The organism is Flavobacterium anhuiense, from assembly GCF_001705175.1.
Taxonomy (GTDB): domain Bacteria; phylum Bacteroidota; class Bacteroidia; order Flavobacteriales; family Flavobacteriaceae; genus Flavobacterium; species Flavobacterium anhuiense.
In genome coordinates, this window is the sequence record NZ_CP016907.1 from 4,739,300 (window position 1) to 4,752,375 (window position 13,076).

A 13,076-nucleotide genomic window follows, 5' to 3' on the forward strand; every position below is an offset into this window, starting at 1 on the left:
TTCACTTTTATCTCTTAAAAAAAGTCTTTTTAAAGAGGAAAATGGATTTGTGATGAAAAGAAGAATAAAAAAACGTCCCAAACAAACTTCAGGACGCATTAGCATTATTTTTTATGTTCATTATTCAATTTATCATCGAGTTCAGGTTCTTCTCCTTTGAACTTTTTAGTGTCAACATCATAATTTTCATCATTTGTCAACACTTCATCATGTTCTTTATATTGATGTTTCCTTGTATCATTTCGATGATCTCCCCCGCCCTGTTGTTTAGGGTTTGGGTTTTTCTGGGTTTGATTATTCTTTTCCATAATTTCTTCTTTTTTAAAATGATTATTAAAATTAAGTCAAATGCAATGGTCTGGCTTATATAATCATTTTTAAAAATTATAAAATGAAACGGCTTTGGTCAATTCACTTTATTTCGATAAATCCGTTAAATATCGCAGTTTTCATTTTGCCGTATTTTGAAAAACATCAATAAAACTGCATCATAAACAAGTGGCATATTATTAGGATACAAGAACTTAACTTAAAAACTTTAAAATTATGGGCTTGTATCAACTTCAAAAAACCGCACTTGTCATTATTGATCCATTTAATGATTTCCTTTCTGAAGGAGGAAAATTATTTCCTGTAACAAAAGAAACTGTTGAAGGAAATAAAGTAGTCAGCAACATCAAAAAACTATTGACTGCTGCGAGAGAAAAGAAAATTCAGGTAATTTATGCACCGCATCGCAATACCCAGATAAGAGATTATTTGAACTGGAAATTTATGGCGCCTTCGCACCTAGGAAGCAAAAGCATTACTTTGTTTGAAAAAGGTTCTTGGGGAGCCCAATTTCATCCCGATCTCATTATGCAGGAAGGCGACCTTATTGCGCAAAATCATTGGACTGCCAGCGGTTTTGCCAACACCGACTTAGATTTTCTTTTACGTCAACATGATATTGATCAAATTGTTCTTGCGGGCATGAGAGCCAATACCTGTATCGATTCAACTGCGAGATTTGGTGTCGAACTAGGCTATCATGTCACTTTAATCAAAGATGGAATTGGTGCTTTTAATTGGGAAGAAATTAAAGCAACGGTCGAAACTAATTTTCCGAATTACGGGCATGCACTTCTCTCTACTGACGAATTCATAAATAGTATCAATTCATAAAAACAACAACATAAAATGTATAACAATGGAAAAAGAAAACACCTTATCAGAAGCAATCCAGTCTGAAACTAAATTTGCTTCAATTAAAGATTATAAAATCGCTTATAGATCGATAGGCAAAGGCTTGCCAATTATTCTTTGCAATAGATTTCGAGGGAATCTCGACGATTGGGACCCTGCATTTTTAGATGCTTTGGCACAAAAATACCAAGTCATCACATTTAACTTCAAAGGATTGGCCTCTTCTACCGGAACACCTCATGAAACCATTTTAGGTTTTGGAAAAGATGCTCTGGACTTGGCAGATTCTTTAAACATTGATAAATTTATTTTAGGAGGATGGTCACTTGGCGGATGGGCTGCGCAGGTTCTAACAACCGAATTTCCAAATAGAATTACCCATACCATTCTAATAGGAACCAAACCTCCAGGAAAAGTAAGTCACTCCATGGAAGAAATTTTTCTTAAAACAGCTTACATTCCAGATTATACCCTTGAGCACGAAACCATATTGTTTTTTGAACCGACTTCTGAAATAAGTAAAAAAGCAGCAGTAGAAAGTCATAAAAGAATCAATAAAAGAAAAGACAAAGATCCAAAAGTAAGACCTGAACTTTGGGAATACTATGCAAAATCTCATGATGATTATATCAACGATCCTTACAAATCCAGAGAAAAATTAATGCAAACAAACATTCCAATATTGGTAATCTCTGCCAATCATGAAGTTTGTTTTCCCCCAGAAAATTGGTTCGAGCTGAACCAAAAACTGCCAACTGCAACACTTATTACTATCGCTCAAACTGGTCATGGCCCTCAAAGTCAATATCCAGATATGATCGCACGTTATATTGATGATTTCATAGAAACAAACTAAAACAAACTCAAAATGCTGATTTTTAAATCTTTATCTTTTATATTTTTGAAATGCGATTTAGATTTGAAAATCAGTAGTTTAAATAGTACAGTTGGCGTAAATTTGCATATTCATAACCAATAAGCTGTACAATAGAATGTGGACTATATGCCATGAATGCCAAGGACAGGGCAAAATAAATCGCGGACTCAGTAAAAAAGCGCAACGTCGTTATCAGACGGAATTGGCAGCATATGAAAGTTCGCAGACTAAAGTCGCTCCGATACGTCCAAAAGCTCATCTGCATTTGTGCATAAATTGTTCAGGATCAGGATTAGTTCAATCTGAAAAGTATCTTGAACCTGATCTCACTAAACCGCATGTTGCCATTATTGGTGCGGGTATAGGCGGAGTTGCCTTAGCAGTCGCCTGTTTACATCGCGGAATTCCTTTTACAATTTATGAAAGAGACGGAGACTTTGATGCCAGATCTCAGGGCTACGGACTTACTTTACAGCAAGCCAGTAAAGCCATGAAAGGTTTGGGAATTATTTCTCTAAACGGTGTAATTTCGACAAAACACATCGTACACAATACCGATGGAAAAATATTGGGCGAATGGGGAACCAGAAAATGGCTAGAAACCGCCATTAAATCACCTGCAAAACGCACCAACATACATATCGCAAGACAATCGCTTCGATTAGCTCTTTTGGAACAGCTTGGAGGAAACAATACTATACAATGGGGACATCAATTAGTAAATCTTACAGCATCTGAAGAAAGTGTAGAATTAAACTTTCAGGCAAACGGAGAAATAATAACAACGAAAGCCGATTTTGTTGTTGGTGCAGATGGCATTAGAAGCGCTGTTAGAAGATTTATAATTGGCGAAGAAGCAACACCGCTTCGTTATTTGGATTGTATTGTAATTTTAGGGATTTGTCCTTTAAGTGATCTAGAAGGACTTTCTAGTGATTTGCTAGATAGTGAAACAATATTCCAGACTGCCAATGGAAATGAACGAATTTATGTAATGCCTTATACGGCCGATTCTGTCATGTGGCAACTAAGTTTTCCTATGTCTGAGGAAGAAGCCAAAGAATTAAGTGCCAAAGGACCGCAAGCCTTAAAAGAAGAAGCCTGCCGAAGAACGCAATGGCACGCTCCTATTCCTCAGATTTTGAAAGCCACGCAAGAAAATCTAATTTCTGGATATCCTGTTTATGACCGTGAATTATTAAGTGCATCATTATTAGAAAAAAATCAGAATATCACTTTAATTGGCGATGCAGCGCATCCAATGAGTCCGTTTAAAGGACAAGGCGCCAATCAAGCTTTGCTAGATGCTTTAAAATTGGCCAGAAAAATTTCAAAAGGCTGTAATGCAAAGTCAAAATGGAAAGAAAGGGGATTGAGAGAATGCGTATTAAACGAATTTGAAGCTGAAATGCTCGAGCGAAGTGCCGCAAAAGTTAAAGGCTCTGCCGATGCTGCGCAGTTCTTGCATTCTGAAATTATACTTCAAGAAGGCGATGAACCTAGGGGAAGGTGCCTTAAGAGGGAGATAGATCCAGAGAAAAAAGATTCAGAGAAAAAAGATTAAAGATTAAAGACGAAAGATTAAAATTCAAAAAGCTAAACAAAATTTGTTTAGCTTTTTTTTTATATTATTAATTCTCAACCCTATACATGTAAATTAAACAATAATTTAATATTATTTTATAACTGAATTACTTCTCATCTTTTTAATTTTATGATCTCATTTACAAACAATATAAAAAAATCACGTCATGAAAAATTTACAAATAAATTTCAGTCCAAACAATGAAACCTGTACAGACCGAACTTTGGTTTGTAAAGGTGACAATAACGAATTAATATTTCGTAAAACTTATGTAGGCGATTGGGGAGATTGGGACGAAAAACCAGAAGATGCTCTACAAAACAAGCCTCTTTATCTGGATCAAAATACAAGTTTTACAAGTGCAGTTTAAGCGCAAACTGTTATAAATTTATTTAAGCAATACAATTATGCAATGATTATCCTAAAACACTAATTGTATTGCTTAAATTTTCTTTGTTTATAAAATCCAGAATAAATTCTTTTACTTCGTTGCTTGCTTCTGTTTTGGTTGCAAACGAATTAATATAAAATTCATCATCCTTATCACTAATATGAATAATTTCTGTGTAGCCTTTTGTAATTAAACTGCCTTTTAGTTTGATTACGTTTACCTGCTGCTTCCCATCAAGTTCTTTGCGAACCTGTAATTTTATAGCTCTTTCCATATTCAAATAATTTTAAATAATTAACTATCATTCAGTTACTAAATTTAAAACATTTAATCTATCGAAATCAGATTTTAACACTATCCGCAACGTATTATTTATCAACATATTATAAACATTTCTTCTTTTTTTATAATAGAAATGCCAAATACCAGCAAAATCAAGTCTTTCGAGGTTAATTTCCTGTAAATTCTTTGTCGCTAAGAGTTTTCATAAACGCAATAAGGTTTTCTTTTTCGGGTTCTGTCAGCGGAATTTTATTTCCGTTATTTTTAAAAATAGGATCCAAATTTTCTGCTTCCAAAACACCTGTGTCGAAATAATCCAAAACAGATCTTAATGTAGCAAACTGACCAAAACTTCCATAAGGCGCTGTATATTCAACATTACGCAGACTTGGAACTCTAAAACTCATAAAATCAGACGGGATTCCGGTAACTCTTCCTCGTCCTGCTTCATTAGAATCTGTATTTACTGGAAAACCAATATTTCTAAAACTTTGATCTGTAAACAATTCTGTGCTATGACAGTTGGCACATTTCCGCTGAAATGTTGCGTAGCCTGCCGCTTCACTTTCTGTAAACGATTGTCCTTCTTTTCGTTTTACTTTATCATATTTGCTGTTGGCAGAAATTAAAGTGTATTCAAATTGTGCGATACTTTTATAAATCCTGTCAGCAGTAATTTCCTGATCGCCAAATGCTTTTTTAAATAAATCTTTATAAGAAGCATCATCTTTAATTTTTCCGATCACTTCCAGAATCGATGAATCCATTTCTTCATGCGTAATAATTGGCACTAAAGGCTGCGTTTCCAACTGCAGTCTGCTTCCATCCCAATTAAAGAACTTTAGAAACATCAAATTCTGAAGCGGTGGTGCATTTCTTAGTCCAACTCTGCCTTCAATTCCAATTGCTCGCGCATTATGATCTGCAAAAGCATTCGCTTGGATATGACAGCTTGCACACGAAATTGTATTGTCTGTGCTAAATCTTTTGTCAGAGAAAAGTTTTTCACCCAATTCAACTCCATATTTTGTAGGCTTGTTCAAACTCACGTAACTGTTTACTTCTGGAAAATCAGTCGGAATAGGCAACGCAAGTTCAGGATTATCAAAATAAGTTTCATCAGAATCACTACTGCTACAAGAAGCGAAAAAGATTACGATTATGATAAAGCCAAATATTTTTTTCATTTTAACGAATTTTAAAATAGAGCCGTCTTTTTAATTTCAGACGGCTCCAAAATATATTTAGTTTTCTACACTAGTAACAGAAAACATTCCTGAGATATCATTTGTTCCATTTCCTCCCAAATTATCCACAAATTTTACCATCTGAGCTACAGTATGAATATTCGGAGTTGCATTATCAGTCATTGTTGTTCCAGTCGATAATGTAATCGTATTGATTTTTCCGCTCAATAACTTATCAAAATCCGCTTTAATTTTGATTTTTGGAGCTTTGCTTCCTACCACTGCATTTGCTGTAAGGCTTAATGTAATATCTCTGTAAGCATTTACACCTTGAGTATAAGCGCCTTCTTTTCCTGCTACAGTACTTCCAGTATGAATAGACATAATTTTATTATCAGTATCATAAAAACCTTCTACTTTCGTAAAACGGTATCCTGTTCCCCATTCCCACATCATTTGAGTATCATTGGCTCCTGCTGCTGCATAAAATTTAGGAAATCTAGTCTGATCTAGAGTATTCTGCTCTGTTTTAATACCCAAACCAAATTTAATCTGTTTGTATGTTGCTGATGGCACATTGCTCAAAACATAGCTCAATGATTCCGTTTTTGCCTGATCGATTACAGTTGCGCCTTTATCTAAATCATTTACATTGTAAGGCACTTCGCTCCCATCATCTTTTATAAGACGAATATTGCTGATTACGTATTTTAACTCAGAAAAATGGTGAATTTGCCCTGCTGCAGAAGTATTTGTTGTTGCTGAAGCTGAAGTTGCATCACCTAATATAATTGTCTTTTCTTTGAAAGTGTTATTGAATTCCAGGGTTAAGTTGTTTGCTGCAGGTGTATCGTCATCGCTTGAACATGATACAAATGCTAAAGTAGCCGCTGATAATAAAAGGTATTTTTTTAAAGTTTCCATTATATGATTTTAATTTTTGTATTGCATTTTATTTTAATTAATTGACAAGGACAATTATAAAATAGGCGGCGGTACAAAAATTTCAAGACAAGGTTCTGGCTGACCAGATTCTTTATATAAATTTACTTTTTTAGAATGAATTGCTTTTGGAACAGAAACCGCAAATTCGATATTAGCAATCAAAGCAATATCAATCTTTTTACTGATGCTTCTCAATTCTAAATCTGTATTTTTTTCGGTTTCCTGAAGCTCTTTTTTCAAATGGCATTTACCATGGCATTGCAATTCTGGCTTTGCTTTGTTAACGCAAAATTCTTTTTCTATAACATCTTGGTTCAGTTTAAAGTGCACAATGATAAGCGCCTGCTGGAAAGAAACCAGCAGGAACAGAATCGTCATAGTGATACTAAAAACCTTTTTCATTTTACTTGTATAATAATTCTAACACATAGAAACATAGTTTTTAGAAATTTGTAAAAGGTGTTTCACTTTTAATAAAACTCATAGAACTATGTGTTAGAAACTAGTTTCTTTCTTTTTCTTTTCAAGATCACAGAAAAATCTATGTTCCTATGTGTTTAAATTTAATCTTGATGTTTTTCTAATTAGAAATTCAATTTTAAAGACGTGAAAATATTACGCCCCATTCTCGGGATATTTCCCCAGTCAGCATACGTACTGTAATATTCATTTAATACATTCTCTGCACCAATCTGAATTGTGCTTCTCACTTTATTGATTGCAAAAGAATAATCGGCAGAGATGTTCCAAATGGCATAAGCCGCAGTCAAATCTTCTCCGTATTCCGGACTGTAATTAATCTGTTCGAAATCGCCATTTACAGAAGTCTGGATTCCGAAATTTTTATACATATAATGCAATGAAGTCAAATAGCTTAACGGACGTATAAATGGCAGATTTCCTCCTTTATTGTCCATTCCGCGAGCATAAGTCAACGTTCCTTTCCAATGCAGATGCTCTAAAATATCGTAGCTTACATTCGCAGACATATTCAAAAGTGTTGCATAATCTAAAGAAGTATAGCCTTTTACCCCAACCGACTGATAATTCATTGGACTTCCTAAACTCAAGATTTTACCAATAATATAATTGTCAATGTAGAAATAGTTGATTTTTCCCTGAATGCTTAATCTTTCGTTTGCAAAACCTGCGCTTGCATTTCCTTCATACGAAATTTCATTTTTCAGATTGGGATCTCCGATATAATCGTAGCGGTCAAAACTATTATAAATGTAATATCCGTAACCTTCAGAAACAGAAGGCGCTCTATGACCATAACCCGTTCCAACAGAAAAATTAAACTGATCTATATTTAACTGATAACTGGCATTTAAACTTGGCAGAAATCTCGTTTTTTCCTGAGGCGCGCCTGGGTGAAAAATCCAGTTGAACTCTATATATTTAGAATAATTGTAGTTCACCCCCAAAGAACCGCCAAGATTCACAGTGCTTTTCTCCGAAAGCTCCCAAGAATTATTCATAGAAAGTCCAGCAAAACGTGTTGTTACCCAAGGCCAGCTATAGGCAAACATGGTTCTTTCGCTTCGATCCTGCGGATACATACGCATTTCTGCAATAGACAAATTATCGTAGGCATTCAACTGAATTTCAGATGAATAGTTATTTCTTTTCAAATTGGCTTTAGAAACCAATCCATAGGTTGTGCTCCAACCCGGCATATCCATATGAACCAAATTCTCAGGACGTGTAGTATCATCCATATAATGTTCGATTGCATTAAAATATACTTTCGTATCCACTACTCTAACCAAACCTTCTTCAAACAATTGTTTGTAAGACGCCGAAGTAATGAGTGCGCGAGAAAGCCACAAATCCATTGGCAAAGCAGGATAACCTACGTCTTTTGCCACATCAAAAATCGCGTCTAATCGTAATGATGATAAATCGCTGGTTTTATAAGCGAATCCTAATGAAGTATTGAATTTATTGTATTGCGAATGCTTTACTTCATTGTTGTTTCCGTCATGATAATTATCGGCCGTTCGATAGGAAATGCTTCCGTCAGCCACAAATTTAGTTCCCGAATAAGAGATATTTCCTAAATTGAAAAACTGCTTATTATTAAACTCAAATCCTGTCTGATACGCTCCATTCCATTTCTTTTGAAGTCCAAACGGCGTGCTTTTTCTTTTTAAATCGATGCTTCCTGCAATTGTTGATCCATGCAGGCTTCCCTCCTGTCCCGATTTAATATCGATTGCCGCGAGATTATTGCTTTCTACATAAGACGTAATTGGATCCATTTTATCGGTACAAGCGCCAAACACATGCATTCCGTCAATGGTAACCGTAGAACGTTCGGTGCTCATATTGTTCAACAAAGGCTCCCATGCGTAAGCTCCACGCTTTATAAAACTGATATTCTCTGACGATGACAAAAATTCATCAACAGAAACCGCCATTTTCATCTCGGTTTCAATTTTCTTTTTTGCGGCGTTTTTTACTGTTACTTCTTCTAAGTTTTTGATGCTGTCGTGATGTGCATGCTGGTTTTGAGCCGTTACAGACATTCCCAAAAAAAGTAGCATTATAATATATTTCATGTTATTAGAATAAAGTATCAATATATAGTTCGCTTTTCACGCCTTCAACCCCCGGCGTATGATCGGTCGGAACTACAGTTCCTTTTACGATTAATCCGTTTTGGTTCATCATAATTAGATTCAATGTCCAGTTTCCTGTCATCGTATAATTAACCACACCGTGATACAAACCATCATTTCCTTGCGTTAAATCTTTATTATTTGGCGAAGAATGATTGCCCATTGAAGGTTCAGGCATTCTAGGATCTAACTTTAAAGTATAGCCTACAACTTCCGAATATGAAAACTGTGTTGGATCAGGGAAAGTTCCCGCAGGCGTGGTTGGTTTATTGTATTTATAAACCCCTGCTACAAGTGGATTTTCTGAAACCGTAGGTTTTTGAGGCGAAATCAATGCTATAACATATTGTTCTCCATCATTTCCTGCAAAAGCCGTCATGTTTAGATTTTTATTGGGTTGCTGTGCTACAGAAACATCTTTATTAATCTCATATTTTTGGTTATCAGCCGTAAAACTGATGTACAATTTCCAACTTGCCGTCGTTGAGCTTTCGCCAGTAAAAACAGAATAACCAATGTAGTATTTGTTAGTAGCATCGTATGCTAGATTATGTTCATGCGGACATGAACTTTTGCTTCCGTCAGCATTGCTCAAAATAGGCAGAAAAGTTGCAGCAGAAGAAGTCAGCTCCTGATTGTTTTGAGTGTTCACAATTTTGAAGTGAAGCTCATTATATCCTTTATAGAATGTTCCGTTTAAGGCATCTATGGTTATCTTATAGTTCCCATTAATAAAAGAAGTCGCTTCTTTAAATTCGTATCTTTCAGGAACTTCAGAACCAGTTTCAGCTTCGTAATCTGTTTTATCGATTGTACAGGAACTAACCGCAAACAATAGTGCGATTATCCAAAAATTAAAAGATTTCATTTGATGATGTTATAAAAAAAGTTCAATATTTAGCACCTTACCATAAATTTTTGAATATCAAAAAAGAACCAAAATGCTGTGAGCAAACCAAAATATTGGCAGTGTAAATGAAAATGGAAGTGTTTTCCTTTCAATTACAAAAGAAGATCAAAATCAGTTTTAGAAAAATAAATTGAGTAATTTTATCTCAACTAGAATTATAAGCACTAGTAAATCAAGCAAAACAAAACTATTCGAAAATTCAAATTTCAGAATTGGAATTTGGAATTTCACAAATTGGATTTTATAAAAACAACAGGATTTTAATCTCTATACTGTATAGAGAGGAGGATGAAAAGTAAGATTAGAAGCCCCGATAGGTTTCTTTTCAAATAAAATTGAAGTATTCTCTTTTGATTCGATAACTGGAATTGTACTAAAATTAATTTCAGCAGTATTTTGAACGTATACAAGCTCTAATTTATCTTTTAGGCTATCCTGCATTTTTCGTTCGTTATCAGAATATTTTTTAATGCTTTTTTGAAGTTCGCAACGACCATTACAGCTATTAAAAGCTTGTTTGCGTTGCACACAGATGGTTTTTGCAATTTCTTTTTGATTGATTTTAAAAGAAGCATAAACGAACAAGCTGCCAAAAGATGGCGACAGTATTAAAATAGAAAGCGCTATGATGATTACTCTTTTCAATGCTTGTTCAATAGTTGCTGGCAAAAGTACATACTATTTTGTATTTATTTTAACGATTTCTTCATTTTTTATTGGATAATAACTAATCAATTGCATTTGCAAAAAGCGAACTCCTCATCAATTAACGAAATATCGCAAATAAAAAACTTTCTCTTTTCGATAAAGCCTTTAAAATAAAGCCATTGTAAATAAGGCACGTTAATTGGCTACTGTCTGGCATAATTTCCAAATATAAAATGAATAATATGAAAATTAAGCAAACATCCCTCTTTCAGCATGCCCCACCACGTATTCAACACAAAAATTTTCACTTCTTAATCTAGATTAACCGATAGGCCTTTCAATCTGCAATACATTTGCAGTGTAATCATAACAAAACAAAATACAATACCACTTATAAGTTTAAAATTTAAACCTATAAATCAATTTAAATTAAAAATATAAACAAATATTAATCTTAAAATCAAAAACCATGAGCACATTTACAGTAAAAGACGGAACAGAAATTTATTATAAAGATTGGGGAACAGGACAGCCAATTGTTTTTCATCACGGATGGCCTTTATCAAGCGATGATTGGGACGCACAGATGATGTTTTTTCTTCAAAAAGGATACAGAGTTATTGCACACGATCGCCGCGGTCATGGACGTTCAAGCCAGACTTCTATAGGAAATAACATGGAAACTTACGCATCAGACATTGCTCAATTAGTTGAGGCTCTTGACTTAAAAGATGCAATTCACGTTGGTCACTCAACAGGAGGCGGTGAAGTAATTCGTTATGCTGCAAAATACGGAAAAGGGCGTATCTCAAAAGCAGTAATCATTAGCGCTGTACCACCAATTATGGTTCAAAGCGAATCGAATCCTGAAGGTGTGCCTTTGTCTGTTTTTGATGAAATCAGAAAAGGAACGGGTTTTACCAGATCGCAATATTTTTATGATTTCCCTATTCCTTTTTACGGATGGAATCGCGAAGGTCAAACCGTTCAAGAAGGAATTAAGCAAAATTGGTGGCGTCAAGGAATGATGGGTTCTGTATTATCTCATTATGAAGGAATTAAAGCTTTCTCTGAAACTGATTTTACAGAAGATCTTAAAAGTTTGGATATTCCGGTTCTTGTGTTGCACGGAGAAGATGACCAGATCGTTCCTTATCATCAAGCGCCAAAATCAGCAAAACTGCTAAAAAACGGAAAATTGATTTCTTACCCAGGATTTCCTCACGGTATGCCAACCACAGAAGCAGAAACGATCAATAATGATATTCTAGCTTTCATAAAATAACTCTTAAAACCTAACTGTCTGCAAAACTTCTTTGCAGACAGTTTAAATCTCTCCAAGCTATGAGTTCATTACAACAACCTTATTTTGAAACCGTTACCGAAGCTTTACAATGGCTAAATGTACAAGGTTTTACAGAAAACTTCAATCTTGATGTAGATTGCATCAGATGCAATACCAACACGCTTAGAATGTCTCCAGAAGAGTTCAAAATCGAATATTTATTTCGCTTCGAAGGTGATACTGATCCCGGTGATGAAGATATTGTATACGGCATAATCTCTGACATTTACAATGTAAAAGGTGTTTTAACCAGCGCTTTTGGAATTTATGCAGATTCAGTTTCTGCTGAAATGATTAAAAAACTTTCTACACATTAATATCAAAATAACAGCATATCGTAAGAATAACGATATATCGCTAGTTCTCTCGGAAATTAAATACTCTATTGACTAATTATAAAATCTAAAAAATAAACATCATGAAACCATCATCTAACTTATTGACACCAGACAATCACGCCTTAGTATTAATCGATTTTGAAGGTCAAATGGCTTTTGCAACAAGCAATCTTCCTGTACACGAATTGCGTACAAATGTGGCAATCGTTTCTGGAGCATCAAAAATATTTAATGTGTCAACAGTGGTAACTACAGTTGCAGAAGAAAGCTTCTCGGGTCCTGTTTTCCCTGAAGTTGAAGAATTTTATCCAATCGCTACTTCTGGATATATTGATAGAACAACAATGAATACTTGGGAAGACGAAAATGCCTATAAAGCTATTGTAGCAAAAAATAAAAAGAAAATAGTTCTTGCTGGATTATGGACAAGCGTTTGTATTGTTGGGCCTGCATTGTCGGCTATTGAAGAGGGATACGAAGTTTACATTATTACAGATGCTTGTGGTGACGTAAGCAAAGAAGCTCATGAGCGTGCCGTACAGAGAATGGTACAAGCTGGTGCAATTCCTATAACTTCTATCCAATATTTATTAGAACTTCAAAGAGACTGGGCGCGAGAAGCTACTTATGGTCCTGTAACTTCTTTAATGAAAAAATATGGCGGTTCTTATGGAATAGGCATCCAATATGCACACACTATGTTGAAACACTAATCTAAAGAGTTCATTTAAACCTATATAACTATTCGAGGCTCTACTC

General features: G+C 34.8%; 15 protein-coding genes. 7 read left to right on the forward strand and 8 right to left on the reverse strand.

Annotated features, from left to right (window positions below):
- Window positions 1–104: 104 nt before the first annotated feature.
- On the reverse strand, window positions 105–308 hold the full coding sequence (locus BB050_RS19965; RefSeq protein WP_066034845.1) for a hypothetical protein: 204 nt from the start codon (window positions 306–308) through the stop codon (window positions 105–107).
- 238 nt (window positions 309–546) lie between these two features.
- Between BB050_RS19965 and BB050_RS19970 the strand changes: the two genes are divergently transcribed.
- The 4 genes from BB050_RS19970 (at window position 547) to BB050_RS19985 (ending at window position 4,017) form a co-directional block, all read left to right on the forward strand.
- Complete coding sequence (locus BB050_RS19970) at window positions 547–1,164, forward strand: cysteine hydrolase family protein (RefSeq protein WP_066034846.1); 618 nt, start codon at window positions 547–549, stop codon at window positions 1,162–1,164.
- A gap of 25 nt (window positions 1,165–1,189) precedes the next feature.
- Window positions 1,190–2,041: an alpha/beta fold hydrolase gene (locus BB050_RS19975; protein ID WP_066034847.1), complete on the forward strand. Its 852-nt coding sequence runs from the start codon at window positions 1,190–1,192 to the stop codon at window positions 2,039–2,041.
- 136 nt (window positions 2,042–2,177) lie between these two features.
- Window positions 2,178–3,626: an FAD-dependent oxidoreductase gene (locus BB050_RS19980; protein WP_066034848.1), complete on the forward strand. Its 1,449-nt coding sequence runs from the start codon at window positions 2,178–2,180 to the stop codon at window positions 3,624–3,626.
- Between the two features lie 187 nt (window positions 3,627–3,813).
- Window positions 3,814–4,017 carry a KH domain-containing protein gene (locus BB050_RS19985; protein ID WP_066034849.1) on the forward strand — a complete coding sequence of 68 codons (204 nt, stop codon included), beginning with the start codon at window positions 3,814–3,816 and terminating at the stop codon, window positions 4,015–4,017.
- Between the two features lie 46 nt (window positions 4,018–4,063).
- On the opposite strand, the gene BB050_RS19990 is transcribed toward BB050_RS19985, so the two are convergent.
- From BB050_RS19990 to BB050_RS20020, 7 genes are all read right to left on the reverse strand, one after another.
- Window positions 4,064–4,312, reverse strand: a complete 249-nt coding sequence (locus tag BB050_RS19990) for a hypothetical protein (protein WP_035690839.1) — start codon at window positions 4,310–4,312, stop codon at window positions 4,064–4,066.
- Window positions 4,313–4,487: 175 nt separating this feature from the next.
- On the reverse strand, window positions 4,488–5,507 hold the full coding sequence (locus tag BB050_RS19995) for a cytochrome-c peroxidase (protein ID WP_066034850.1): 1,020 nt from the start codon (window positions 5,505–5,507) through the stop codon (window positions 4,488–4,490).
- 57 nt (window positions 5,508–5,564) lie between these two features.
- Complete coding sequence (locus BB050_RS20000; RefSeq protein ID WP_066034851.1) at window positions 5,565–6,431, reverse strand: MbnP family protein; 867 nt, start codon at window positions 6,429–6,431, stop codon at window positions 5,565–5,567.
- A 54-nt stretch (window positions 6,432–6,485) separates the two neighbouring features.
- Window positions 6,486–6,854: a hypothetical protein gene (locus BB050_RS20005; protein WP_123907013.1), complete on the reverse strand. Its 369-nt coding sequence runs from the start codon at window positions 6,852–6,854 to the stop codon at window positions 6,486–6,488.
- A 182-nt stretch (window positions 6,855–7,036) separates the two neighbouring features.
- Window positions 7,037–9,016, reverse strand: a complete 1,980-nt coding sequence (locus BB050_RS20010; protein ID WP_066034853.1) for a TonB-dependent receptor plug domain-containing protein — start codon at window positions 9,014–9,016, stop codon at window positions 7,037–7,039.
- A 4-nt stretch (window positions 9,017–9,020) separates the two neighbouring features.
- A complete protein-coding gene (locus BB050_RS20015; RefSeq protein WP_066034854.1) occupies window positions 9,021–9,944 on the reverse strand; it encodes a hypothetical protein in 924 nt (307 codons plus the stop codon).
- Window positions 9,945–10,253: 309 nt separating this feature from the next.
- A complete protein-coding gene (locus BB050_RS20020) occupies window positions 10,254–10,655 on the reverse strand; it encodes a hypothetical protein (protein ID WP_008463490.1) in 402 nt (133 codons plus the stop codon).
- 448 nt (window positions 10,656–11,103) lie between these two features.
- Here BB050_RS20020 and BB050_RS20025 point away from each other — a divergent pair, with 448 nt between their 5' ends.
- The 3 genes from BB050_RS20025 (at window position 11,104) to BB050_RS20035 (ending at window position 13,030) form a co-directional block, all read left to right on the forward strand.
- The gene (locus BB050_RS20025) at window positions 11,104–11,919 is read left to right on the forward strand and encodes an alpha/beta fold hydrolase (RefSeq protein ID WP_008463488.1); all 816 of its coding nucleotides are present in this window, start codon (window positions 11,104–11,106) and stop codon (window positions 11,917–11,919) included.
- Window positions 11,920–11,978: 59 nt separating this feature from the next.
- Window positions 11,979–12,296, forward strand: coding sequence for a phosphoribosylpyrophosphate synthetase (locus BB050_RS20030; protein ID WP_066034855.1), 318 nt, complete (start codon window positions 11,979–11,981; stop codon window positions 12,294–12,296).
- 101 nt (window positions 12,297–12,397) lie between these two features.
- The gene (locus BB050_RS20035) at window positions 12,398–13,030 is read left to right on the forward strand and encodes a hydrolase (RefSeq protein ID WP_008463483.1); all 633 of its coding nucleotides are present in this window, start codon (window positions 12,398–12,400) and stop codon (window positions 13,028–13,030) included.
- Window positions 13,031–13,076 lie beyond the last annotated feature (46 nt).